Genomic DNA, 24,535 nt, shown 5'->3' on the forward strand with positions numbered 1-24,535 from the left:
GGTGTCGGTGTCGTTCTGCTCAGAAGCCGGTGCCGCAGAAGGGCGCCCGCGGCGCGTACAGGGCGGTGTCCAGCCGTGCGGCCGCACCCGGGGTGTGCTCGGTGGCCGAACCCGCGTCCACGAAGGCCGTCAGGGCGACGCGTCCCAGGTAGGCGGCGCCCAGGTGGGACACGTCCAGGGTGAGGTCGGGGGCGGCGTCGGCGGCCTCCACCCGGGCGCCGTCGGCGTCGGCCCTCAGGCGCCAGCGCCCGGCGTTCCACGGCGCGAACCGGTCGGCGACCTCCAGCACGGTGTCCACCGGAAGGCTGTAGGGGCGCTCCGACAGGGCTCCGGGAACGTCCACCAGGCGCAGCCACAGCCCGTCGGAGCCGTGCCTGGCCAGCCGCCCGGGATCGGCCAGCAGGGTGGTGAGGGCGTCGTCCTCGGGCAGGCTCTCGAAGACCGTCTCGGCTACCAGGTCGCGGTCCAGGAGGTATCGGTACAGGGCGACCCGCGCGGCCGGGGTGGTGGTGACCAGCTCGCGCACGAGGACCTGCCCCTGGGGAAGATCCTCGTCCCGGCGTTTGACGAGGCTGTGCAGTGCGTACCCGCGGGGCCCGTCGGGTCCGCGCACCAGGGCCACGAGCAACCGCTCGTCCGGGCGTTCCGACTCCTTGAGCAGCAGGCTCCAGAAGTTGGAGGTGCGGGCGAACCGCCCCACGCGCCCGGACAGGGCCCGGCGGTGCATCCGCTCCATCTCCTCCCGGGCCGCAGCGGGTTCGGTCAGCTCCACGGTGAGTGAGGGGTCGCGGGGCGCGTCGGGACGCAGGCGGGCGTGGACGCGCTGGACGGTCGCCCTCATCTCCCGGAAGGACACGCCGTAGCCGAACCGGCCGTAGATTCCGCCCTCGGAGGCCCACAGCACGGCCAGGTTCTCGCCCCGGGCGCGGATGTCGGCGAGCTGGCGGCGCATGAGGGCGCTGAGCACGCCCCGGCGGCGGTGGGTGGGCCACACGCCCACACCCGTCACACCGGCCACAGGACGCGGCCCGCCCGGCATGGCCATCTCGAAGCCGTGGGCCATGGCGGTGCCCACGATCCGGTCGCCGTCCAGGGCGAGCAGGGTGCGGTCGTGCTCGGTTATGGGATGGTCGCGTTCACCGTCCAGGAGCTTTTGGGCGGAGATGTTGAGAGCCTCGGCGAAGACCTTCAGGGCCTCGGGGTGCTCCTGCTCCGTCCCGCCGCGCACGGTCCACACGGAGGCGTCGTCGCGGGAGGAACCGTACTGTCGCGCACCTGTCATGGGACGACTCTCCCAGCCGCCCCGACGTCGGCGCCAGTGTTTTTCCGGCGGCGCCCGGGCCCCGCCGGACACGGACGGTCCGGTGTCCGGCGGGGCGGGGAAGGCGGGGAACGGGTGCCACCGGGCCTTCTAGAACGGGCGGTCGCCGACGATCGCGACGCGCTCGGCCACACGCGGGTGCGGGTGGTAGTCGTTCACGGCGTAGTGCTGTGTGGCGCGGTTGTCCCAGAACGCGATCGAGTTCGGCTCCCAGGAGAAGCGCACCTGGTACTCGGGCGCGTGCGCCTGCTGGAAGAGGAAGCGCAGGATCTCGTCGCTCTCCTCCCGCTCCAGGCCGACGATCCGCGTCGTGAAGGAGACGTTGACGAACAGCGTCCGGCGGCCGGTCTCGGGGTGCGTGCGCACGACGGGGTGCTCGACCGGGGGGAAGCGGTCCTGCCACTCCAGGAGCCGCTCCTCGTCGAGGAAGCGGGCGAACCCGGGGATGACGTCGTGGACGGCGGTGCGCCCCTCGATGCGCTCCTTGACGTCCCGGGGCAGGTTGTCGTAGGCCGCGGCCATGTCGGCCCACAGGGTGTCGCCGCCCGTCGGCGGAACCTCCACCAGCCTCAGGACGGCGCCCATGGCGGGCGCCTCACGCCAGGTGACGTCGGTGTGCCACACGTTCTCGTAGCTGGGCGGCATCGCGCCCTTGGCGAAGCGGGCGACGTGGGCGTCCTCCCCCTGGTCGATGAAGGGGTTGGTCTCCAGCTCGCCCCACATCCGGGCGATCTCCTGCTGGCGCGCGGAGTCGATGGGCTGGTCGCGGAAGAAGATCACCTTGAACTCCAGCAGCGCCCGGTGGAGTTCGGCGCGCACCTCCTCGTCGATGTGCGCGCGCAGGTCCACGCCCTGGATCTCGGCGCCGATGAGGGGGCCGAGCGGGCGGACCCCGAACAGCTCGTAGGGGCGGGACTCCTGGTCCGGGGCGAGGCGGCGCAGGGTGCGCGGGCCCTCCACGAGGGCGTTGTCGACGGCCGCGCTGTCACGCAGGCCCTGCGACGCGTTCTCGATGGTCACGGTCATGGTGCGTACCTTCCTGTGGGCATGGGCGGGGGTCGGGAACGGGCGGTCGGGGACCTTCCGGGGGGAGCCGCGGTACGGGGCCCGCCGCGCCGATCGCCGGTCGCGGCCGACGGCGTGCCGGTACGCGCTCAGGTACGCGCTCGGGGGCGCGGGTCCAGGCGTGGGGGGCGCCGGTCGGCGCGGCCGCGGGCGCGTTGAGGACACGCGGCGGGAGACGCCGCCGCGGGGAGGACGCGGCTCAGCCGCGGGGAGGGGAGCCCAGGCGCCCGCGACGCAGGATGAGTCCCGGCGTGCCGCGGCGCACCCTGTCGATCCGTGCGGACCGATGGGCGGTCGGGCGGTTAGACGGGAGGGCGTCCATACCTGTGAGGGTGGTGGACCGGCCGCCCTCCTGTCAACACACCCGCGGTCGGCGGGAGATCGGCGCACGCGGGCGGAGGCGCGCCGGGGCACACGCCCCTCGCGGGCCGTCTCGGCGAGTAACACGCGGCGCCACGGGGCACCTCTTCCCTGTGACACCTACGACCTCCTCCTTCCAGGCCCGATCCGACCAGCCGGGCGGCCGGCCCAGACTCGTCCTGGGGGTGGACGCCGGGGGCACCGCCACCCGGGCGCTGGTGACCACGCTCTCGGGGGAACGTGTGGGCCGGGCCCGGGCCGGGGGAGCCAACCCCAACGCCCACGGCGCCGACAGGGCCGCCGAGCACCTGGCCGAGGCGGTCGGGGCCGCCCTGGAGGCGGCCGGACCGGGCGCGCGCGGTGCCGTGGCCGCCGCCGTGGTCGGCCTGGCCGGGGTGTCCTCACTGCGTGACGAGGACGTGCGCGCGCGTATGGAGCGGGCCCTGGCCCTGGCGGGTCTTCCCCCGGGTCTGGGGGTCTTCACCGGCGACGACGAGGTCGCCTTCGCCTCGGGGACCCCGGTCGCGCACGGAGCGGTACTGATCGCCGGGACCGGGGCCATCGCCACCCGCATCGACGAGCGCAGGCGGACCCGCTCGGCGGACGGGATGGGATGGCTGATCGGCGACGAGGGCTCGGGCTTTTGGATCGGGCACCAGGCCGCGCGGGAGACGGCGCGGCAACTGTCCCGGGGCGGTCCGCTCAGTCCGCTGGCACGCGCGGTGGCCAAGCGGGTCATCCCGGGCCAGCGTCCGGAGGACGGGCCCGACCACCTGCCCCAGGAGCACGCCCGCAACTTCGCCCGGACCCTGACCGCCGCCGCCCCGGTCACGCTCGCCGAACTCGCGCCGCTGGTCAGTGAGGCCCACGCGCTGGGCGACCCGGCGGCCGAGGTGATCGTGGAGGCCGCCGCCGGGCACCTGGCGCACTCGGTGCACCAGGTGCGCGCCCCCGGGGAGAGGCTGCCCGTGGTGCTGGCCGGCGGGGTGCTGGCGGGGTCGGAGCCGGTGCGTTGCGCGCTCGTCCGCAAGCTGGAGATGGGCACGGCCGGGTCCGCGATCGCCATGGCCGGGTGCACGGTGGGCGGGGCGGCCTGGCTGGCGGCCCTGCGGGCGGGGGCGCCCGAGGACGACCACCGGCTGCACGCGGTGTTCACCCGGTCTGATGGGGGCCACGGCCGCGACCACACCGACCACTCCACGCAGGTTTTGCCCCGGTAGGTCCCTGTGCTCTACGGTATGCCTTACTTAGGTTCGCCTAACTCAATTCGGCAGAAGGGGGCGCCGTGGCTCAGCGGCAGGGACGACCCGCCAGGACCGTCCACACGGGGCGGGTGGAGACGGTCGAGCGGCTCACCCCGCACATGATCCGGGTCGTACTCGGAGGGGAGGGCCTCTCGGCCTTCGCCACCGGCGACCACACCGACAGCTACGTCAAACTGCTCTTCCCGCCGCCCTCGCCGGGCGACCCCGAGCCCTTCGATCTGGAGCGCCTGCGTGCCGAGCGCCCCCGCCAGGAGTGGCCGGTCACGCGCACCTACACCGTGCGCGGCTGGGACCCCGGCTCCCGAAGGCTCACCCTCGACTTCGTCCACCACGGCGACGCCGGCCTGGCCGGCGTGTGGGCGGCCAACGCCAGGCCGGGCGACCGGCTGCGCCTGCTGGGCCCCGGCGGCGGCTACTCCCCCGACCCCGAGGCCGACTGGCACCTGATGGCCGGGGACGAGAGCGCCCTGCCCGCCATCGCCGCCGCCGTGGAACGCCTCTCCCCGGGCGCCACCGCCCACGTGTTCGTCGAGGTCGGGGGCCCCGAGGAGGAACAGGACCTCGGCGCGGGCGAGGGCCTGCACGTGCACTGGCTGCACCGCGGGGACCGCACCGTCGGCTCGCTCCTGGTCCCCGCCGTGCGCGCGTTGGACTTCCCCCCGGGCCGCGTCCACGCCTTCGTGCACGGCGAGGCCGCCTTCGTCCGCGACCTGCGCCGCCTGCTGCGCGTGGAACACGGCCTGCCCAAGGAGCAGCTGTCGGTGTCGGGCTACTGGCGCCTGGGCCGCGACGAGGACGGCTGGCAGGCCTCCAAGGTCGAGTGGAACCGCGGCGTGGAGGCCGAGGAGGAGGCGGCCCTGGCCGCGAACGGCTGACCGCCCCGCCCTCTCACAGGTCCAGTTCCTCCAGGGCGACGAGGTAGGCCTCGTTGAACGTGGGGAACTGCGGGATCGTGTCGACCAGCGCCTCGACCGTCAGGCCCGTGCGGATCGCCAGCGCCGCGGTGTGGATCCACTCCGCGGCCATGGGCGCGAACGCCCACGCCCCCACCAGCACCCCGCGCCCGCGGTCGGCGACCAGGCCCAGCGTGCCGCGCGGGTCGGTGTCATAGGTCCAGGGCCGGGCCAGGGACCCGGGCAGGTCGACCTCGGCGGTGGCCGTGTCGATCCCCCGCTCCCGGGCCTGGCCCGCGGTGATCCCCACCCCGGCGACCTCGGGGTAGGAGAAGACCACGCGCGGCACGGCGGTGTAGTCGGCGCCGCGGTCCCCGCCCAGGATGTTGTCGGCGACCACACGCCCCTGGTACTTGGCCACGTGGGTGAACATCATCCGGCCGGTGACGTCACCGACCCCCCACAGCCCCGGCGCCGCCCGGCAGCGCTCGTCCACCACCAGGGCGGAGCGGTCCAGCTCCACACCGGCCTCCTCCAGCCCCAGGCCGCCGGTGCGTGGGCGCCGCCCGGTGGCGAGCACCACCACGTCGGCGTCCACGTGCGAGCCGTCGTCCAGGGCGGCCCGCACCCCGCCGCCGTCGCGCACCACCGAGGAGACCTGCGTGTTCAGGCGCACGGTGATGCCGTCGCGTTCGAGCTGGTCGCCGACCAGCCCGCACAGCCGGGGCTCCTCGCGGTCCACCAGGCGGGGGCCGCGCTGGACCACGGTCACTCTCGAACCCATCCGGGCCAGGAACTGTCCCAGCTCCACCCCCACGGCGCTGCCGCCCACCACGAGCGCGCGCCCCGGGACGTCGGTGAGGGTGGTGGCCTCCCGGTTGGTCCACACCACCGAGGTGTCCAGGTCCCCCAACCCCTCGATCGGCGGGCGCAGGGCCTCGGACCCGGTGGCCACGACCACGTGGTCGGCGGTGACCTCGGTCCCCTCCACCTCGATCCGCCACGGGTCGCGGCCGGTCAGGCGCCCCGGCCCCCGCAGGACCAGCGCGCCCTGGTCCTGGTACCCCCGCGCCTGCGCGGAGTCGTCCAGGTGGCGGATCATCCGGTCCCGGTACGCGCGCAGCCCCGACCACTCCAGCTCCGGGCGGGAGAGCCCCGCGGCGCCCTCCGCCTCCTGTCCCACCTCCGGCGGACGCAGCAGCACCTTGGTGGGGATGCACGCCCAGTAACCGCACTCGCCGCCGATGAGCTCGCGCTCGATCACCGCCACCCGCCTGCCCGCGGCGAGCAGCCTGCCCGCGACGGTCTCACCGCCCGGTCCCATGCCGATGACGACCGCGTCCACGTGTTCCATACGCCCCCGCTCCGCCCGCGTCCCGATCACCACGATGGTGTCCCCGCCACGGGCGCGGAAGGAACCGACACGCCGCCGCGCGCTCCCGGGCCGGCCACCGCCACGGCGCCGGGAGGGGCGGCCGAGGGGCCGCGCGGGCCCGCCCACGCCCCGCCGTGCGGCGCGTCACAGGGCCAACGGGCGGCCGACGCGCCCGGGACGTGGTGGAATGGTCGGTCGGCACCGGTCCCAGCCGACCCGGAAGGAAAGCCCTCCCCGGCACACACGCATGTCCACCCAGACCCTGATCCTCGTCCTCGACCTCATCGGCATCCTCGCCTTCGCCATCGACGGGTCGCTGACCGCCGTCCGCACCGCGCGCGTGGACATCGTCGGCGTCCTGACCCTGGGCATGGTGACCGCCCTGGGCGGCGGCGTCATCCGCGACCTGCTGCTCGGCGTGACCCCCGCCACCTTCCAGGACTGGCGCTACATCTGCACCGCCCTGCTGGGCGCGACCACCGCGTTCTTCCTCAGCCGCCAGCTCACCCACCTGACCAAGCCGATCCTCGTCTTCGACGCGGCCGGACTGAGCCTGTTCGCCGTGATCGGCGCGACCAAGGCCCTGGAGATGGGGTTCGGCCCCCTGCAGGCCACCCTGCTCGGCGTCGTCACCGGCGTGGGCGGCGGCACCATCCGCGACGTCCTGCTCAACCGCGTACCGACCGTGCTCAGCGCGAACTCGCACCTGTACGCCACCCCGGCCCTGCTGGGCGCGGGCCTGGTCGCCATCTCCTACACCGTGGGCCTGACCTGGGGCTGGATCGCCGTGGTGGGGGCCCTGCTGTGCTTCACCGTGCGGCTGCTGGCACTGCTGTACCGGTGGAGCGCGCCCAGCCCGCCCGGCGCCCCGCCGCTGTGAGAGGCCCCGGCACGGGCCCGGCGGGCACCGGTACGGGCGGTCCCGGCCCGGCGGGCATCGCCCTCCTCAGCCGCCCCCGCCCCGCGGCTCCAGGGCCCGGGCCGCGACACCGCGCAGGATCGCGACCATCGCCGGAACCGGATCGGGCGGACGGCGCCGGTGCACGGCGTAGATCTCCCGGGCCAGACGGGCGTCGCGCAGCGGACGGCTCACCCACCCGCCCCGGCGGGCCGACCCCAGGATGCTGAGCGGAATGAGGGCCACCCCCACCCCGGCCTCGATGAGCGCCAGCGCCACCTCGTAGTCACGGGTCTCGTAGGCCACCCCCAGGCGCACCCCGGCCTCGGCGGCGGCCGTGTCCAGACTGACCCGGTTGTGGATGCCCGGCGCGCCGCAGATCCACTCCTCCCCGGCCAGATCGGCCAGCGACGGGTCGCGGTCGGTGATCGGATGACCGGTGGGGGCGACCACCAGCAGCGGATCCACCAGGACGCGCTCGCGGTGCAGCCCGCCCGCGCGGGGCAGGGGCACGCCCGGGTAGCGGTGGGTCAGCAGCAGGTCCAGCTCACCGGAGGTGACCAGGTCGTACCCGCCGGGGGGCTCGATGTCGGACAGCGACAGGCGCACCTGGGGGTGCTCGTGGCCGAACGCGGCCAGGGTCGCCGGCAGCAGGACCTTGCCCGCGCTGGCGAAGGCGCCCAGCGACAACCGCTCGGGGGCCGCGCCGGCGAAGGCGCGCACGGCCGTCTCGGCCTCGCGCAGCTCCCCCAGCACCCGCTCACCGTGTTCGAGCAGGACCCGGCCCGCAGCGGTCAGGACGGCACCGGTACGGCCCCGTTCCACCAGACGGCAGCCCACCTCGCGCTCCAGCTTGGTGAGCTGCTGGGACAGGGCCGGAGGGGTGAAGGAGAGCCGCTGGGCCGCGGCCGCGATCGACCCCGCGTGCGCCACCTCCACGAGCACGCGCAACCGATTGGCGTCCAACACCACGACCACACCCCCGAACAACACCCGACACAAAGCTCTGCTTAACGATCTTTAGCAGACCCAACTTTAAGTTAATAACCAGTAGCGGCACAGTGGGAAACATGAGCCCCACGACCGCGCACGCTGTGCCCACGGCCACCGACGTCCGTGCCGCCGCCGAACGCATCGCCCCCTACGCCCGCCGCACCCCGGTACTGCACACCGAGGTCGACGGACGGCCGCTGACGCTCAAACTGGAGCACCTGCAGCGCACCGGTGCCTTCAAACTGCGCGGAGCCCTCAACGCCCTCCTGGGCGGGCCGCACACCGACCGGGTGATCACCGCCTCCGGCGGCAACCACGGCCTGGGAGTGGCCACCGCCGCCCGCGTGCTCGGCGTCCACGCCACGGTCTACGTGCCCGAGACCGTCCCCGAGGCCAAGGCCGCGCCCCTGGCCGCCACCGGAGCCGAGATCGTCCGGGTCGGCGAGCACTACGCGGTGGCCGCCGAGGCCGCCCGGGCCCGCGCCGAGGCCGAGGGCGTGCGCTACCTGCACGCCTTCGACGACCCCCTCGTCGTCGCCGGCCAGGGCACGATCGGGCTGGAGATCGCCACCGACGCCCCCGAGTGCGACACCATCGCCGTCGCCGTGGGCGGCGGCGGACTCGCCGCCGGCGTCCGCCTGGGCGCGCAGGGACGCCGGGTCGTGGGCGCCGAACCCCGGGGCTGCCAGAGCATGCACGCCGCGCTGGCCGCGGGTCACCCCGTGGAGGGCACCGTGGACTCGGTGGCCTCCTCCGCGCTGGGCGCCGCCGCCCTGGGCCAGGTGCCCTTCGAGGTGCTGCGCGAGCACCCGGTGACCCCGGTACTGGTCAGCGACGCCGAGATCGTCCAGGCCCAGGACCGCCTGTGGGAGGAGTTCCGGATCGCCACCGAACCGGCCGCGGCCGTGCCCTTCGCCGCCTGGCTGGCGGGCCGGGTCCCGGGCGAGCGCCCCTGCCTGGTGGTGTGCGGGGCCAACGCCCAGTGGCGGCGCGCCGACTGACCCGCCCGCGCACTCCCCAAGCCCCGACAGGCCGCCGTGCGCCCGCCGCCCGGGCGGCGGGCGCACGGCACCGGCCCACCACCCGGCCCCCGCCCGGTGACCTGGGGCACTCTCCCCCCTCCCCGCGCCGTTGTTACCGACCGGTCGCCCTTACATTGGACTCCGGCATCCGACCATCCGTGAGGGAGACCACGTGCTCTACGGCGCGTTGCGGCAAACAGCATCGGTGCTCGCCCGCACCCTGTGCCGCCCGACCATCCAGGGCCGTGAGAACGTCCCCGCAACCGGCGCGGTCCTGCTGGCCAGCAACCACCTGTCGTTCGTGGACAGCGTGGTCATCCCCCTGTCGGTGACCCAGCGCCGGGTGCGGTTCCTGGCCAAGTCCGACTACTTCGAGGGCACCGGCCTCAAGGGACGCCTCACCAGGACCGTGTTCTCCTCCCTGGGAGCCATGCCCGTACAGCGCGCCGACGCACGCGGCGCCATGCTGTCCCTGGAGACGATGCTGGACCGGCTGCGCGAGGGCGAGGCCTGCGTCATCTACCCCGAGGGCACCCGCTCCCGGGACGGGCGCCTGTACCGGGGCCGCACCGGCGTGGCCCACCTGGCCATGGAGTCCAAGGCCCCCGTCGTGCCGGTGGCCGTGACCGGCACCCAGGACGTCCAGCCCGTCGGCGCGTCCATGCCGCGCCCGCGCCCCTTCACCATCCGCTTCGGCACACCGATGGACTTCTCCACCGGCTACGACCACCTGCCCCCCGGCAAGGCCCGGCGGGTCATCACCGACCGCGTCATGGACGCCATCCACGCCATGTCCGGCCAGGAGCGGGCCAAGGAGTACAACTCCTTCGGCGGCGACGAGTGACCGCGGCCGCCGCTGCCCGAGAACCGGGCCCGCCGCGCCTCGATGCGGTGACCGCGAAGGTGCACCGGCCCGCCCCACGAGCCGCGATCTTGTACTTGTAGCGAGGTTGGGCGCCGAAGTGCGCTACAAGTACAAGATGGTCCGGGGGTGGAGCACTCCAGGCACACCGGCAACGTATCCGGTCAGTCCACTAGGCTGCGCACCATGCGTGTGCTGCTCCTGTCCGACACCCACATCCCGCGCCGCGCGCGCGACCTGCCCGACCAGGTCTGGCGGGAGGTCGAACGGGCCGACACCGTGGTCCACGCCGGGGACTGGTGCGACCTGGCCAGCCTGGAACGCCTCCAGGAGCGGGCCGGGCACCTGATCGGCGTGTACGGCAACAACGACGGTCCCGACCTGCGCGCACGGCTGCCCGAGGTCGCCCACGCCACCCTCGAAGGAGTGCGCCTGGCCGTCGTCCACGAGACCGGTGACGCGCGGGGACGCGAGAAACGCTGCCAGGAACGCTTCGCCGACCACGACGTGCTGGTGTTCGGGCACTCGCACATCCCCTGGGACACCACCGCCCCCTCCGGACTGCGACTGCTCAACCCCGGCTCGCCCACGGACCGGCGCCGCCAACCCCACCACACCTACATGACGGCGACCCTGCGCGACGCACAGGTACACGACGTCCACCTGCACCGGGTGCGCTGAAGGGGCCCGGGGCCGCTCCCGCCCTCAGAAGGCGAGCACTCCGACGATCCCCGCGTAGACCACGATCAGCAGCACGCCCTCGAAGCCGATCCGGCCCCAGCCGCGCACCTGGCGCAGGATGAGCCCGGCCAGCAGCACCACGGTCATCAGCAGCGCCCCGGCCGTCAGGAACAACTCGTCCGCCGTGGCGGCGTGGAACAGCGATCCCCGCCGGTAGAAGGCGTCGCCCACGGCCAGGTTGAGCACGTCCAGGCTGTTGCCGCCGATGACGGCGGCGACGGCCAGCGTCATCGCGCCTCTCCGGACCGCCGCGACCGCCGCGACCGTCTCGGGCAGGGCGTTGACCGCGCCCATCGCCACCGCGCCCACCAGACCCGCGTTGAGCCCCGTGGCCTCCACGATCGTCGCTGCCGCCCGGGCCAGCGCCCACCCGCCCACGGCCACGACGGCGCCCACCACGAGGAAGCGCGCCCACAGCACGCTCGTGCGCGCACCGGCCCGCTCCCCTCCCCCGTCCTCGGGGACGTCCACCACCGTCTCGGTGGTGCGCACGGCACGCCACATCGGATGCTTGTGCTCCTTCTGGATCAGCCAGAGACCGCCCGCGTAGAACAGGACCAGCCCGACCGAGGCCGGATGCACACCCACGAGCACCACGTCCGGGCCGAAGGCCGTGAGCATCGCCAGCGTCAGCAGACCGATCAGCATGCAGCAGAAGAGCAGGTTGGCCGAGGAGGCGGCGGCGTGCTCCAGGTTGGCGCGCCGGTAGAAGAAGTCGGCCACCGCCAACGCGAGCGTCTGCGCGGCGATACCCCCCACGGCGTTGCTGTAGGCCAGCCCGGGATGGTCCACCGAGGCGCTGACCGCCGTCATCACGATCCCCGACAGGGAGGTGGCCAGACCGAAGAAGACCGCGCCGAAGACCGCCTCCCCCCACCCGGTGCGGTCGGCCAGGACGTCGCCCAGCGCCGCCATCCTGACGCTGGCCACCACCGTCACCACGGCCACCAGGACGAAGAGCCCCGCACTCCATCCCAGCGGCCAGGGTGGGGACAGCGCCTCCAGCATCTCTTCCTCGCTCCTTCACACGTTCCTCGGTCCTTCCGGCAACCCCTACCGCCTACCCCGCACCCGTCCGGCTATCCCGCGGCCCCAGGCGCGGTAGACGGAGAACAAACTCTCCTCCAAGGGCGCATACGTCTCAGGTGCCCGGGTAGCGGCCCAAAAACAGTCCGTGTTGCGACCACATCCCCCAGTGATGAGGCGAAAGCATGTTCCGACACACCAAACACCTGCAGTTCGAGGCCAAGCCCGAGGCGCCCGACGCGCTTTTCGCGGCGAAACTCCAGGAGCTCATCGGCGGCGCCTTCGGCGAGATGACCGTCACCATGCAGTACCTGTTCCAGGGCTGGAACTGCCGCATCGAGGGCAAGTACAAGGACCTGATCATGGACGTGGCTACCGAGGAGATCGGCCACGTCGAGATGCTCGCCACCATGGTGGCCCGCCTGCTGGAGGGCGCCCCGGCCACCACCGTGGCCAAGGCCGTCGAGGACCCGGTGGTGGCGGCGATCGTGGGCGGTATGAACCCCCAACAGGCCATCGTCGCCGGGGGCGGCGCCGTACCCGCCGACTCCGCGGGCACCCCTTGGAACGGCAAGTACATCGTGGCCAGCGGCAACCTGCTGGCGGACTTTCGCGCCAACGTCGCGGCCGAGGCCCAGGGCCGTCTCCAGACCGCGCGCCTGTACAACATGACCGACGACCCCGGCGTCAAGGCGATGCTCCAGTTCAACCTGGCCCGGGACACCGTCCACCAGAACATGTGGCTGGCCGCCATCGAGGAGCTGCAGGAGGACGGCCTGGAGGGCGAGGTCGCTCCCAGCGCCCTCTTCGACGAGGAGAACCAGGAGCACGCCAACACCATCTGGGGCCTGTCCGACGGCACCGCCGCCGCCCAGGCCCGCTGGGCGAACAGGCCCGCCCCCGACGGGCGGCACGAACTGCGCTACCTCGACCAGCCCGAACCGCTCGGCGGGAAGGCCTCCGCGCCGCCCGCGGACCCCGAGCTGTACGGGACCAACGGCGAACCCAGCGGTGAGGGCTCGACCAAGGGACCGTCCAAGGCCACCAAGGGCGAGGGCTTCATGGGCAAGCTCAAGGACACCCTGGAATAGCCCCTCCGCACGACCGGGCACGCGCGCCCGCCCCCAGGGACGGGCGGACACGCGTCCCGCCGGACCACGCCCGGCAGGCCGACGCCCCGGGCGTGGTCCCGTTCCCGGACGGCCGGGACCGTCCCGCGAGCGCTGCAAGGAGAAGCCGGTGCAGGAGTCATCGACACACGCGAACCGGCGGCCGCCGCCCGCCGACCCGCCTCCGCTGCCCGGACCGCCACTACTCAGGCAGGACTGGCGCGGGGTGGTCCTCACACACTGGGCACTCCCACCCGAACAGGTCACGCCGCTGCTGCCCCCGCACACCCGGCCCGACGTACTGGACGGGGCCGCACACGTCGGACTCGTGGCCTTCCACGTCCCCTCAACCACGGCCGCCGGGATCCCGGTCGGCGGATTCGGCGAGGTGAACGTACGCCTGTACTCGGTGGACGGGTACGGCCGCCGGGGCGTGGTCTTCCTGTCCATGGACGCCGACTCGGCCCACAACGTCCTGGCGGCGCGCGCCCTGACGAGCCTGCCCTACATGTGGTCGGACGTCTCCCTGCGCTCCGAGGGCGACGCGCACGCCGGCGCGGTACGCCGCCGGCTGCCCCGGGGCGGGGCCCGGGGCAGCTGGCGGGCCACCGTGGGCGAGCGCCTGGACCGCCCCGGCCCGCTGGAGCACTTCGTCACCGCACGATGGGGCCTGCACACCCGCCACGCGGGCCGCACCTGGTGGATCCGGGTACGGCACCGGCCCTGGCCCCTGTACCGCGCGCACTCCTGGGCCTATGAGGGCGACCTGCTCCAGGCCGCGGGCGTACACGTCGGCGACCGCGAACCCGTGTCGGTGCTGTGGTCACCCGGCGTGGACACCGTCGTGTGCCCGTCCCTGGTGACCGCACCCCGCACCTGACCCCGGTCGGCGCCCCGGGCCGCGCACCCGCCCTCAGAGCAGCACCTTGTCCGGCGTGATCGGCAGGTCACGGACCCGCACACCCGTGGCGTGGTACACGGCGTTGGCCACGGCCGCTGCCGTACCCACGATGCCGATCTCGCCCACGCCCCGCGAACCCATCGGGGTGGCGCGCAGGTCCTCCCCCTCCAACCAGTCCACCCGCAGATCGCCCACGTCGGCGTTGGTGGGGATGTGGTACTCGGCGAAGTCCCCGTTGGCGACGTGGCCGTAGCGCGGATCCCGGAAGCTCTCCTCGTGCAGCGCCATCGACATCCCCATGACCATCCCGCCCAGGAACTGCGAACGCACCGTACGCGGATTGACCACCCGCCCCACCGAGAACATGCCGAACATGCGCGGCACCCGGATCTCACCCGTGTCGGCGTGCACGCGCGCCTCGACGAAGTGCGCCCCGAAGGAGTAGACCGCGTACCCCTCGTCGACGGTGTCCTGCGCCGCGCTCGCCCGCGCGCTCGCGCCCGGCGCCGGGGAGTACCCGTGCTCGGCCCGAAAGGCCCGGGCCGCGGCCACGATCGCCGTACCCCAGGAGCTGGTACCGCTGGACCCGCCCGCGACCGAGGCCGTGGGCAGGGCCGTGTCGCCGATCCGCAGCCGCACCTCCTCCGCCGGGCACCCCAGCGCGTCCGCCGCGATCTGGGTGAGCGCGGTCCAGGCCCCGGTACCGATGTCCACCGCGCCGATACCCACCTCGTAACGGCCGTCGTCGCCGTAGCGGACATGGGCCACCGACCCCGGGTTGAACAGGTGCGGATAGCTCGCCGCGGCCACACCGGTACCGACCAGCCAGTCGCCCTCACGGCGGACTCCGGGAGCGGGGTCGCGCCCGTGCCAGCCGAAGCGCTCGGCGCCCTCGCGCAGACACCTGACCAACTGCCGGTCCGACCACGGAGCGCCGCTCTGCGGATCGGTCTCCGGCTCGTTGCGCACCCGCAACTCCACCGGGTCCACCCCCAGCTCCTGGGCGAGCTCATCCATGGCCGCCTCCAGCGCGTACATCCCCGGCGCCTCGCCCGGCGCCCGCATCCAGAAGTTGACGGGCACGTCCAGAGCGGCCATCCGGTGGGTGGTGCGGCGGTGGGGCGCGGCGTACATCCACCGCGAGCACATCGCGCTCTGCTCGGGGAACTCCTTGACCGTCGAGGTCTGCTCCACCGAGTCATGGACCAGCACGCTCAACCGCCCGTCCCGGTCGGCGCCCAGGCGCACCCTCTGGATCGTGGGGGTGCGGTAGCCGACCAGGCAGAACATCTGCTGCCGGGTCAGCGCGAACTTGACCGGCCGCCCGGGCAGGGCACGAGCGGCCATCGCGGCCAGGACGTCGTGGGCGTGCGCCTCCCCCTTGGAACCGAAGCCGCCTCCCACATGCGGTGCGACCACCCTGACCCGCTCCGGCTCCAGGCCGAACACCGCGGCCACCGACGCGCGGACCACGTGCACGCCCTGGGTGGAGTCGTAGAGGGTCAGGCGCCCGGCCTCCTCCTCCCACAGGGCCACGGTGGTGTGCGGCTCCATCGGGTTGTTGTGCTCCGTAGGCGTGCCGTAGGTGTGGTCGACCAGGACCTCGGCGCGCTCCAGCGCCGCCTCCACCTCGCCCTGCTCGGTGTCGGACGCGGGCCCGTCCTCGCTCTCGGGCCGGTACAGCCCCCCGTGGTCGCCGGTCAGCACCACGTCGTGCGGCGACCGCTCGTACTCCACCCGCACCAGCCCGGCCGCCTGCCGGGCGGTCTCGGGGGTGTCGGCGACGACCGCGGCGACGAACTGGCCGTGGAAGGACACCTCGTCGGACTGCAGGACGGCGAACTCCCGGTCACTGGTGTCGGCGAGCCGCTCGGCGTTGCCGGGGGTCAGAACGGCGCGCACCTCCTCCAGCGCCTCGGCCTCCGAGGCGTCGACACCGGCGACGCGCCCCCGTGCACAGGTGGACAGCACCGGATGCAGGTACAGGGGGTCGTCGAGCGGATGCTCGTAGGCGTAGGTCGCCCGCCCGGTGACCTTGTCCGCGCCCTCCAGCCGGGTCAGCGGCCGGCCCATGGCCTGCGGCTGCGACGTCTTGGTCATCGTGCCTCCTCAGCGGTCAGCTCGCGCAGGACCAGGGCCAGGGTGTTGACGGCCATGGGGACCTTGAAGGCGTTGTCCGGTCCGGTGCGGGCGACGGCGAGTTCGGCCCGCCCGGCCTCGCGGAAGGCCTCCTCGGTCGCCGGACCCCCGCGCAGCACCTCCTCGGCCCGGTGGGCGCGCCAGGGCGCGTGCGCCAGACCGCCGAAGGCCACGCGCACGTCCACCACGGTGCCGTCCACGACGTCGAGCGCGGCGGCCACCGACACCAGCGCGAAGGCGTAGGAGGCGCGGTCGCGCACCTTGCGGTAGGTCGACCGCATGGCCGACGGCAGGTGGGGCAGGTCCACGGCGGTGATCAGGTCGCCGTGCTCCAGGACGGTGTCGCGCTCGGGCTCCGCGCCCGGCAGCCGGTGCAGGCCGGGCATGTCCACGGTGCGCTCACCGGCGGGACCGAGCACGTGCACCCGCGCGCCCAGGGCGGTCATCGCGACCGCCATGTCGGAGGGGTGGGTGGCCACACAGTGCTCCGAGGCGCCCAGGACGGCGTTGTAGCGGCCATAGCCCTCCACCGCCGCACAGCCCGTACCGGGTTCGCGCTTGTTGCAGGGCATGGCGCGGTTCTGGAAGTACACGCACCGTGTGCGCTGCAGGAGGTTGCCGCCGGTGGTGGCGGCGTTGCGCAACTGCCCCGAGGCACCCGCCAACAGCGCCTGGGAGAGGACGGGAAAGCGCCTGCGCACCTCGGGGTGGGCGGCCAGGTCGCTGTTGGGCACGGCCGCGCCCACGCGGATCCGCCCGTCGGGCAGCTCCTCGATCCGGTCGCTGAGCAGCTCGCGCACGTCCACGAGCGCGGTGGGCTGAGTGATGCCCAGCTTCATACGGTCGACCAGGTTGGTACCCCCGCCGAGATAGGCGGCCTCGGGATCGCCCGCGACCGCGGCGACGGCGGCGGAGGCCTCGGCGGGCCTGCTGTAGTCGAACGGTCTCACCGGGCGGCCTCCCTGATCGCGGCGACGATGTTGACGTAGGCGCCGCAACGGCACAGGTTGCCGCTCATACGCTCACGGATCTCCTCGTCGTCCAGGCGCACCGGCGCGTCCAGGTCCTCGGTGACGTGGCTGGGCCAGTCGGCGGCGGCCTCCTCCAGCATGCCCACCGCCGAACAGACCTGACCGGGCGTGCAGTAGCCGCACTGGAAACCGTCGTGGTCGACGAAGGCGCGGGCGACGGGGTGCAGCCGCCCCTCCTCGGAGAGCCCGGCCGCGGTGGTGACGCTGGCGCCGTCGTGCGCGACCGCGAGGGCCAGGCAGGACACGACGCGGCGCCCCTCCAGCAGGACCGTGCACGCTCCGCACTGGCCGTGGTCACAGCCCTTCTTGGGCGAGGTCACCCCCAGCCGGTCACGCAGCGCGTCCAGCAGGGTGGTTCGGGTGTCGACGGTGAGTTCGTGTTCCTCACCATCGACATGCAGGGTGATCGTGGCCTCCAACGGCGGTGTCCTCCCTCGTGTGCGGTCAGTGTCCTCGGCCCCTCCACGCACCGCGTCGAAGGCTCGTCACAGTCTGTGACACCTTCGGGGCCGCCGGAAGCCGACACGGCGCGGTCCCCGCTACCGGCGCGGCGCGGGCGCCCCTTTCCGGTTCAGCCCGCGGCGGGTTCCAGAACCGCCCGCGCCCCCGGCAGCCGCCCGTGGTCGAGGTCGTCGAAGGCCTCGGGGGCCTCCTCCAGCGGATAGGTCCTCGTGCGCTGGCGCACCCTGCCCCGGGCGGCCAGGCTCATGAGTTCGTCCAGGTCGTTGTAGCTGCCCACCAGGTTGCCCACGACGGAGATCTCACGGGAGACGAGCTCGATGGTCGGAACGTCGAGCGCCCCGCCGTAACCGACGACGAAGTAGCTCCCCGCGTCGCGGGTCATGGCCACACCCTCCTTCTCGGTGCCGCCCTCACCGACGAAGTCGAGCACCACCTGCGCGCCCCTGCCGCCGGTGATGTCGGCGACCGCCTCGGCCTGGGTGCCGTCGGCCCGTACCGTGTGCGCCGCCCCCAGCTCCCCGGCCACGCGCAGCGCCTCCTCCGAACGGTCCACGACGGTCAGCTCGGCCGGGCTGAGCGCGGTGAGCACCTGGATCCCGATGTGGCCCAGTCCCCCGGCTCCGACCAGCACCGCGTGCGCCCCCGGGTACAGCAGCGGGACCGCCCTGCGCACGGCGTGGTAGGCGGTGAGCCCGGCGTCGGCGAGCGCGGCCACCTCCACGGGTCTCAGCCCCTCGGCGAGCTTGACGCAGGAGCGGGCGTTGGTGAGCAGCAGTTCGGCCATCCCTCCGTCGGTGTCGATACCGGGGAAGGAGGAGTTCTCGCAGTGGACGTCGTCGCCCGCACGGCAGGGACGGCACAGCCCGCACGTGACCAGCGGATGCAGGATCACCTTGTCCCCGACCAGGACGTTGGTGACGGCCGGACCGATCTCGACCACGGTCCCCGCGTTCTCGTGCCCCAGAACGTAGGGCAGGGAGACTCCGCTCCTGTCCGCCCACTGGCCCTCGACGATGTGCAGGTCGGTGCGGCACACACCGGCGGCGTCGACCTGCACCAGGACGTCCAGCGGCCCCCTGGCCCTCGGCTCGGGGACCTCGTCGACGGAGGGGCCCTCACCGTACTCGTGTACCCGTACCGCGCGCATACCGCCCCCTGGGGTCCTCCGGCTCCGAGCGCCGGACGTGGAAAAGCGTCTCCCCAGGCGCACTGACCGCGGTCCGCACCGTCCAAACCTGCCGCACCGCCCGGTGACCGGGCGCGCACCCCGTGCTGCCGGGCTCGGTCACCGCAGGGCCGCACCGCCCGGCCCGCGCACCGGTCCCGCCGAGGTCAGGGCTTCCTGCCGGTGAGGGCGATGAGCCGCTCCTGGGTACCGGCCCCGGGGCCGGCCTCCACGGGCGCGTCGAACATCGGCCCCGGCCCGAACCCCTGGTCGCTCGCCCAGGCGTGGACCTCCTTGACCAGCTCCGGGTCCAGGTCCTCGTCCACCCCCAGGGCACGCGCCAGGTCCCAGGCGTGCACCGTCAGGTCGAAGGTCATCTGCCACAGGTAGAGCTCGGCGGGCGCGTCACCGAAGGACAGGTGCACCGTGCTCTCCAGGGAGGACGGCGCCAACCAGGCCGTACGGGCCTCACGGGAGGCCACCTCCCAGGTGGTGACGGGCTCCTCCCCCAGGTTGTCCCCCTCGAAGCGGTCGCCGACCTCCTCGATCCGCGCACCGCCCAGCAGAGTCGGCACCCAGAGCTGCTCGGTGGTCAGGTGGTTGACCAGGTCGTGCACGTCCCAGTCGGCGCAGGGCGTGGGCAGCGCCCAGTCCGTCAGCCTGATCGCGCGGACCCGTCGGTCGAACTCCCCCATCGCGGTGCCGTGCAGGTCGATCAGTCGTGCCATGAGTCTCTCCCGGGGCGGATAGCGGTTCTGCGCCGCCCCTACCCGGCACCGCGGCGGTCCGAACCCGGACCCGCGAAGACGGCGGGGGCCGTGCACGGAAGGACATCCCTTCCGCGCACGGCCCCCGCCACGGCCTTCGACGGCTCCTAGTGGGCCGCCGGAGCGCCCTCCGCGGCGCCCGCCCCCACCCGGCGCACGAAGAACGTCATGGCGAAGGCCACGACCGAGACCACCGCACCGAGAAGGAAGGCCGCGTGGACACCGACCGCCTGGGCCCCGACCTCCGTGGAACCGTCGGCGAGCAGGCCCGCCGAGGTCGCGGACATGACCGCCACGAACGTCGCCGTACCGGCCGCACCGGCGACCTGCTGCACGGTGCCGACCACGGCGCTGCCGTGCGAGTACAGCTCGGGCCGAAGCGACCCCAGCGCGCCGGTGAGCAGCGGTGTGAACATGAGGCCCAACCCCCCGCTGAGCAGGACGTGGGCGGCGACGACCAGGCCGACCGGCGTGTGGGCGTCGAAGAGGGTCATGCCCCACAGCACCAGGGACACCACCGCCGCCCCCGGGATGACCAGGGGGCGCGGGCCGAAGCGGTCGTAGAGGCGTCCCACCACGGGAGCGAGCAGACCCATCATCAGACCGCCCGGCAGCAGGGTCAGACCGGTGACCAGCGTGTCGTGGCCCAGCACGTTCTGCATGTAGACCGGCAGCATGATCAGGGTGCCGAACAGGGCCATGAAACTGATCATGACCAGGACGATCGAGACGGAGAACTGCCTCGAACGGAACACGCGCAGATCGAGCAGAGCCCGGTCCCCGCGCTGCAGACGCAGCTGGCGCCACACGAACAGCACCAGCGCGACGGCCCCGACCCCGATCGCCGCGGCGGGCGGGACCACCGCGGTGGCCTCGCCCTCGCCCAGGCCCGAGAAGCCGTAGACGAGTCCGCCGAACGCCAGCGCCGACACCGGGAGCGAGAGCAGGTCGATGCTGGCGGCGCGCGGCTCGGTGAGGTTGCGGATGAAGAGCGCTCCCAGGACCAGGCCCAGCACGGCGATGGGCAGGACGAGCCCGAACATCCACCGCCAGTCGAACACGCTGAGGATGAGGCCCGCCAGCGTGGGGCCGACCGCGGGCGCCACCGACATGACGATGGAGATGTTGCCCATGGTGCGACCGCGGCGGTCCTGCGGAACGAGGTTCAGCACGGTCGTCATGAGCAGCGGCATCATGATGGCCGTTCCCATCGCCTGGACCACACGGCCCACGAGCAGGAAGCCGAACCCGGGCGCGAGGAAGCACAGCAGTGTGCCCAGGCTGAACAGCGTCATCGCGGCGATGAACACCTGGCGCACGTGGAAGCGCTGGAGCAGGTACCCCGTCGCGGGGATCACCACGGCCATCACGAGCATGAAGGCCGAGGTCAGCCACTGCCCGGTGGCGACGGAGATACCCAGGTCCCGGGTCAGGGCGGGCAGGGCCACACCCATGATCGTCTCGTTCAGGATCACCACGAACGCCGATATCAGGAGCAGCGGGATGACGAAGCGGTTGGCGCGCGTCTCGTCGCCGCCGTGTGGTCGGACCGAACCGCCGTCGGCCTCGGGTGAACTGGGCTGCCCTGTCACAGGTGTCCTCGTCGTGGTAGTCGGCCGGATGCGTACGGGAAGCACGGGGGTCTTCCGGGAACCTCCCCAGAGCAGTCCCAACGCACCAGAACGTCCTACCGTTCCCGAAACGGTGGTGTCGTGCGCCATAGCCGCGCGGGCCGCACGGAAGGCGCCGGACGGTCCGCCGCCCCGCCGCGGGTACGGCCTCAGTCTCCCATGAGGGCGTCCTCGGACACCCCCCGGCAGGCGGCCCCGGCGAGCGCGACCGCGCAGACGTCCTCCAGGACGCCGCCGATCCAGCCCGGACGCCCGGTGCCGTTCCAGTACCGGCGCCACCCCACACCCGCCGCGGCGCCCACCGGGGCGGCAGCGGCCGCGACCACGGCCCCCAGGGCGGCCGATCCGCCGAGGGAGCGGGCCAGCAGGGCCCCGCCGGTACCCGCGCCGGCGATCCTGGCCACCAGGCTCGGCCCGGCGAGACGGCTGGGAATGCCCGGGATCTTGTCCCCGGAGAACTCCCCGAGGACGACCAGCGCCATGGACACGCGCTTGCCGGGCCCCGAGGCGGCCCACAGCGGCGCGCTCCCGAGCGTGCCGCGCGACCCCGTGGCGAGGCCGAGCGCCGCCGTACGCACCATGTCCGGTCCCGAGAACGCCCCCATGTTCTTCCCCTCCCTGCCGCGGCCGCCGTCCGCGGCCCTCGCCACCCCGGCTATCCCGATCGGCCCTCGCGAAACCTCGCGCCGATCCGGCCGGACCCGGCGGTGCGCGGCTCCCGCGGTGCTCGGCCCGGCGGCCGAACGGCCCCGAGAACGGACCCCGACACGGACTGGGCCTACCTCACGCGTTCCGGTCCGCATAAATTGGGGGCATGACCCCCTCGTTCCCCGCGACCGGACTGTCCCCCGACGACGCCGCCCTGGACACACTCGTGCGCGCCGCGTTCGGCGGGAACGCCCGCGTACGCGAACAGGCGGCACTCGCCGGAGGCACCTACAACACCGTGCACCGCGTCCTCCTGCACGACGGCCGCCGGGCGGTGCTCAAACTGGCGCCCCCTCCCGACCGCCCCCGGCTCACCTACGAGCACGGCATCATGGCCACCGAGGCGATGGTGTACGAGCGGGCCCGCCCCGTGGCGGGCCCGCTCGTACCCGAGGTCCTGCACGCGGGCACGGTGCCCGGCGACCCGCGCCGCGAGTACCTGTTCCTCGGCCACCTGCCCGGAACGGCCCTGGACGGCGTCCGGTCCGGCCTGGCACCGGAGCGGCTGTCCCCGGTCCGCCGCGAGCTGGGACGGGCCGTGGCGGCCCTGCACACCGTCACCGGGCACGTGTTCGGCTACCCGGCACAGGCGGGGCTGCGGGCCTCCACCTGGCCGGAGGCGTTCGGCGCGATGGTGGAGGCGGTGGTGGCCGACGCCTTCCGGTTCTCCGTCGCGCTGCCCGGCGGCGGGGCGCGGATCCTGCGGCTGGTGTCGGCCAACCTCGCCCACCTGGCCCCGGTGCGCACCCCGGTGCTCACGCACTTCGACCTGTGGGACGGCAACGTCCTGGTCACCGGCACCGACCGGGCGGACGGGCCCGGGCTCTCGGGGGTCGTCGACGCCGAGCGCGCCTTCTGGGGTGATCCGGCCGCCGAACTGGTGTCCCTGGCGCTCTTCGGCGACATCCGCGGCGACACCGCGTTCCTGGAGGGGTACCGCGCGGCGGGAGGCCGCGCGGACTTCACACCGGACCTGCTGCGCAGGCTCACCCTGTACCGGGTCTACCTGTACCTGATCATGTTCACCGAGCCCACGCCGCGCGGCCACGACCGCGACACCGCGGCACGGACCCGCGCGTTCGTCGGGCCGCTCCTGGAGGACGACCTGGCTCGGCTCGCCACTCCGCTGGTCTGAGTACCGACCCGGTTCCAGTTCCTCGAGTCAGGATGCTTAACGCGAAGCAGCACCTTTACGACGTAGATTTATAGCGTAGTGGGAAGGGCCGGAGGGAGAACCCCCGTCATGCCTCGCCGTCGAACCGCGCGCGTGCACGCTCGACACGGGGCATGCTGACGGTGGTCCAGCGCAGGAGCGCGTCGATCAGCTCTTGGAGCGTCTTTCCCAACGGCGTGATGCGGTACTCGACGGCGACGGGCCGCGAGCTCACGACGACGCGTTCGACCATCCCGTTGCGCTCAAGGCGCCGCAGAGCCGCCGTGAGCGACTTCTGTGTCACGACGGGGATCGCACGGCGCAGCTCGTTGAAGCGCGAGGGCCGCTCGCACAGCTGGTCGAGCACATGTAGCGACCACTTGTCGAGCACCTGGTCGAGCAGCTCACGGTGCGCCCCGGTGATCTGGCCGTCGGGCGCGGAGTGGGCGGTTTCCTGCATGACACCTGGTTTCGTTGTAGTTCCCTGCGTATACCAAGTAGACCTTGTATACCTACCGTTGACAAGTGAGGGAACCTCCCATGACCGTGCAGCTGTTCACCCCCGAGGGCATGATGCAGCCCGTGCCCTACCACCACGTCGCGGTCGGCACGGGCACCCGTCACGTGCACGTGGCCGGCCAGATCGCTCGCGACGCCGAGGCGAACCCCGTCGCACCAGGTGATCTCACCGGCCAGGTCGCACAGGCCCTGCGCAACACCGCGCTCGGGCTGACCGGCGCCGGGGCGGGCTTCGCCGACGTCGTGCGCCTCAGGTTCTTCGTCACGCACTGGAGCCCCGAGAGGATGGACGACTTCATGGCGGGTGTCGAGCGCGTCGCCGACGAGCTCGGGATTCCGCAGCCGTGGCCGCCCGTGTCACTCATCGGCGTCGACTACCTGTTCGAGCCTGACGTACTCGTCGAGGTCGAGGCGTTCGCCGTCCTCGACTGACGAAGGGCGCGACACGGCCCCGCGCTCCGACGAGCGCGGGGCCGTCGGCGCCGGTTGGGCGGCGACGGCAGGAGCACCTGGACCGCCGTGGCACAATCCGCGGGCATGAGCGATGTCGTCGTCCGTCCGGCCCGGCCCGAAGACCTGGACTCCGTCGCCGAACTGCGATGGCGGTGGACATGTGAGAACCACGGAGAGCCCGACCTCCCCCTCGCCGAGTTCGTGCCTCGATTCGTCGACTGGGGGAAGAGGAACGACGCCTCCCACCACTGCTTCGTCGCGGTCCTGGACGAGTCGGTCATCGGCATGGCGTGGCTGGCGGTCACACGGCGAGTGCCGCAGCCGCACGCGTTCGAGCGGGCCTCGGGCGATGTGCAATGTGTGTACGTACTACCGGAGCAGCGTGATGACGGCCTGGGCGGCCGGCTGGTCGAGGCGGTGCTGGAACTGGCCCGCGAGCTCGCGTTGGAGCGGGTGAGCGTCCACTCCAGCGACCGGGCCGTTTCCGCCTACTCCCGTCACGGGTTCGCCGTGTCCCCGCGCCTGATGCAGACCGAACCCGATGCGGATTCTCGTCCCTGACGGGCGGGGGCCGCCCCACCTCTCGGATGGGACGGCCCCCGCCCGCGTGGCGGAGGCGGGACTAGGGCCTGTTTGGGAAGTCAGAGCCATTCGTTGATGGCAGCGATCTGGACGG

Annotated in this window: 24 protein-coding genes; 11 read left to right on the top strand and 13 right to left on the bottom strand. The window is 73.3% G+C overall.

The genetic code is table 11. The annotated features are described in order from the left end of the window. Positions 1-19: 19 nt before the first annotated feature. Together A6A08_RS10315 and A6A08_RS10320 are read right to left on the bottom strand one after the other, a co-directional pair. Positions 20-1,282: a GNAT family N-acetyltransferase gene (locus A6A08_RS10315; RefSeq protein WP_073702338.1), complete on the bottom strand. Its 1,263-nt coding sequence runs from the start codon at positions 1,280-1,282 to the stop codon at positions 20-22. A gap of 129 nt (positions 1,283-1,411) precedes the next feature. Further along, complete coding sequence (locus A6A08_RS10320; RefSeq protein ID WP_073702339.1) at positions 1,412-2,347, bottom strand: TauD/TfdA family dioxygenase; 936 nt, start codon at positions 2,345-2,347, stop codon at positions 1,412-1,414. 584 nt (positions 2,348-2,931) lie between these two features. On the opposite strand from A6A08_RS10320, the gene A6A08_RS10325 reads away from it, so the two are divergent. Together A6A08_RS10325 and A6A08_RS10330 are read left to right on the top strand one after the other, a co-directional pair. Then, positions 2,932-3,966: an N-acetylglucosamine kinase gene (locus tag A6A08_RS10325; RefSeq protein ID WP_073702340.1), complete on the top strand. Its 1,035-nt coding sequence runs from the start codon at positions 2,932-2,934 to the stop codon at positions 3,964-3,966. A 65-nt stretch (positions 3,967-4,031) separates the two neighbouring features. Further along, positions 4,032-4,886, top strand: a complete 855-nt coding sequence (locus A6A08_RS10330) for a siderophore-interacting protein (protein WP_073702341.1) — start codon at positions 4,032-4,034, stop codon at positions 4,884-4,886. A gap of 13 nt (positions 4,887-4,899) precedes the next feature. On the opposite strand, the gene A6A08_RS10335 is transcribed toward A6A08_RS10330, so the two are convergent. Continuing rightward, positions 4,900-6,258, bottom strand: coding sequence for an NAD(P)/FAD-dependent oxidoreductase (locus A6A08_RS10335; RefSeq protein WP_073702342.1), 1,359 nt, complete (start codon positions 6,256-6,258; stop codon positions 4,900-4,902). Between the two features lie 268 nt (positions 6,259-6,526). Between A6A08_RS10335 and A6A08_RS10340 the strand changes: the two genes are divergently transcribed. Then, the gene (locus A6A08_RS10340) at positions 6,527-7,159 is read left to right on the top strand and encodes a trimeric intracellular cation channel family protein (RefSeq protein ID WP_073702343.1); all 633 of its coding nucleotides are present in this window, start codon (positions 6,527-6,529) and stop codon (positions 7,157-7,159) included. Between the two features lie 66 nt (positions 7,160-7,225). Here the strand turns inward: A6A08_RS10340 and A6A08_RS10345 are convergent, their stop codons facing one another. Then, positions 7,226-8,146 (bottom strand): LysR family transcriptional regulator, encoded by a 921-nt coding sequence (locus tag A6A08_RS10345; RefSeq protein WP_073702361.1) that lies wholly within the window; start codon positions 8,144-8,146, stop codon positions 7,226-7,228. 101 nt (positions 8,147-8,247) lie between these two features. On the opposite strand from A6A08_RS10345, the gene A6A08_RS10350 reads away from it, so the two are divergent. The 3 genes from A6A08_RS10350 to A6A08_RS10360 all read left to right on the top strand — a co-directional run bounded on the left by A6A08_RS10350 (position 8,248) and on the right by A6A08_RS10360 (position 10,735). Next, on the top strand, positions 8,248-9,171 hold the full coding sequence (locus A6A08_RS10350) for a serine/threonine dehydratase (RefSeq protein ID WP_073702344.1): 924 nt from the start codon (positions 8,248-8,250) through the stop codon (positions 9,169-9,171). A 193-nt stretch (positions 9,172-9,364) separates the two neighbouring features. Continuing rightward, positions 9,365-10,036 (top strand): 1-acyl-sn-glycerol-3-phosphate acyltransferase, encoded by a 672-nt coding sequence (locus A6A08_RS10355; RefSeq protein WP_073702345.1) that lies wholly within the window; start codon positions 9,365-9,367, stop codon positions 10,034-10,036. Positions 10,037-10,240: 204 nt separating this feature from the next. Further along, positions 10,241-10,735, top strand: a complete 495-nt coding sequence (locus tag A6A08_RS10360; RefSeq protein WP_073702346.1) for a metallophosphoesterase — start codon at positions 10,241-10,243, stop codon at positions 10,733-10,735. A 24-nt stretch (positions 10,736-10,759) separates the two neighbouring features. Here A6A08_RS10360 and A6A08_RS10365 read toward each other — a convergent pair whose 3' ends face one another. Continuing rightward, the gene (locus A6A08_RS10365; protein ID WP_073702347.1) at positions 10,760-11,803 is read right to left on the bottom strand and encodes a sodium:calcium antiporter; all 1,044 of its coding nucleotides are present in this window, start codon (positions 11,801-11,803) and stop codon (positions 10,760-10,762) included. Positions 11,804-12,006: 203 nt separating this feature from the next. On the opposite strand from A6A08_RS10365, the gene A6A08_RS10370 reads away from it, so the two are divergent. Further along, positions 12,007-12,912 (top strand): manganese catalase family protein, encoded by a 906-nt coding sequence (locus A6A08_RS10370; protein ID WP_073702348.1) that lies wholly within the window; start codon positions 12,007-12,009, stop codon positions 12,910-12,912. A 148-nt stretch (positions 12,913-13,060) separates the two neighbouring features. Further along, positions 13,061-13,810, top strand: a complete 750-nt coding sequence (locus tag A6A08_RS10375; protein WP_073702349.1) for a DUF2071 domain-containing protein — start codon at positions 13,061-13,063, stop codon at positions 13,808-13,810. A gap of 33 nt (positions 13,811-13,843) precedes the next feature. Here A6A08_RS10375 and A6A08_RS10380 read toward each other — a convergent pair whose 3' ends face one another. The 7 genes from A6A08_RS10380 to A6A08_RS10410 all read right to left on the bottom strand — a co-directional run bounded on the left by A6A08_RS10380 (position 13,844) and on the right by A6A08_RS10410 (position 21,631). After that, a complete protein-coding gene (locus tag A6A08_RS10380; protein WP_073702350.1) occupies positions 13,844-15,931 on the bottom strand; it encodes a xanthine dehydrogenase family protein molybdopterin-binding subunit in 2,088 nt (695 codons plus the stop codon). Beyond that, the gene (locus tag A6A08_RS10385) at positions 15,928-16,920 is read right to left on the bottom strand and encodes a xanthine dehydrogenase family protein subunit M (RefSeq protein WP_073702351.1); all 993 of its coding nucleotides are present in this window, start codon (positions 16,918-16,920) and stop codon (positions 15,928-15,930) included. Before A6A08_RS10385 ends, A6A08_RS10380 begins: the two co-directional genes overlap by 4 nt. After that, positions 16,917-17,420 (bottom strand): 2Fe-2S iron-sulfur cluster-binding protein, encoded by a 504-nt coding sequence (locus A6A08_RS10390; protein WP_073702352.1) that lies wholly within the window; start codon positions 17,418-17,420, stop codon positions 16,917-16,919. Before A6A08_RS10390 ends, A6A08_RS10385 begins: the two co-directional genes overlap by 4 nt. Positions 17,421-17,572: 152 nt before the next feature. Next, a complete protein-coding gene (locus A6A08_RS10395) occupies positions 17,573-18,610 on the bottom strand; it encodes an NAD(P)-dependent alcohol dehydrogenase (RefSeq protein ID WP_073702353.1) in 1,038 nt (345 codons plus the stop codon). Between the two features lie 185 nt (positions 18,611-18,795). Next, positions 18,796-19,356 (bottom strand): TIGR03086 family metal-binding protein, encoded by a 561-nt coding sequence (locus A6A08_RS10400; protein WP_073702354.1) that lies wholly within the window; start codon positions 19,354-19,356, stop codon positions 18,796-18,798. A 146-nt stretch (positions 19,357-19,502) separates the two neighbouring features. Next, positions 19,503-20,987 carry an MDR family MFS transporter gene (locus A6A08_RS10405; RefSeq protein ID WP_073702355.1) on the bottom strand — a complete coding sequence of 495 codons (1,485 nt, stop codon included), beginning with the start codon at positions 20,985-20,987 and terminating at the stop codon, positions 19,503-19,505. 188 nt (positions 20,988-21,175) lie between these two features. After that, complete coding sequence (locus A6A08_RS10410; protein ID WP_073702362.1) at positions 21,176-21,631, bottom strand: hypothetical protein; 456 nt, start codon at positions 21,629-21,631, stop codon at positions 21,176-21,178. A 209-nt stretch (positions 21,632-21,840) separates the two neighbouring features. Between A6A08_RS10410 and A6A08_RS10415 the strand changes: the two genes are divergently transcribed. Beyond that, entirely contained in the window at positions 21,841-22,869 is a 1,029-nt protein-coding gene (locus tag A6A08_RS10415; RefSeq protein WP_083609049.1) for a phosphotransferase family protein, read from the top strand. A gap of 106 nt (positions 22,870-22,975) precedes the next feature. Here the strand turns inward: A6A08_RS10415 and A6A08_RS10420 are convergent, their stop codons facing one another. Beyond that, positions 22,976-23,347, bottom strand: a complete 372-nt coding sequence (locus tag A6A08_RS10420; RefSeq protein WP_073702356.1) for a helix-turn-helix domain-containing protein — start codon at positions 23,345-23,347, stop codon at positions 22,976-22,978. Positions 23,348-23,427: 80 nt separating this feature from the next. Between A6A08_RS10420 and A6A08_RS10425 the strand changes: the two genes are divergently transcribed. Together A6A08_RS10425 and A6A08_RS10430 are read left to right on the top strand one after the other, a co-directional pair. Beyond that, entirely contained in the window at positions 23,428-23,838 is a 411-nt protein-coding gene (locus A6A08_RS10425; protein WP_073702357.1) for a RidA family protein, read from the top strand. A gap of 105 nt (positions 23,839-23,943) precedes the next feature. After that, entirely contained in the window at positions 23,944-24,420 is a 477-nt protein-coding gene (locus A6A08_RS10430; protein ID WP_073702358.1) for a GNAT family N-acetyltransferase, read from the top strand. Positions 24,421-24,535 lie beyond the last annotated feature (115 nt).

Source organism: Nocardiopsis sp. TSRI0078, from assembly GCF_001905145.1.
GTDB lineage: Bacteria > Actinomycetota > Actinomycetes > Streptosporangiales > Streptosporangiaceae > Nocardiopsis.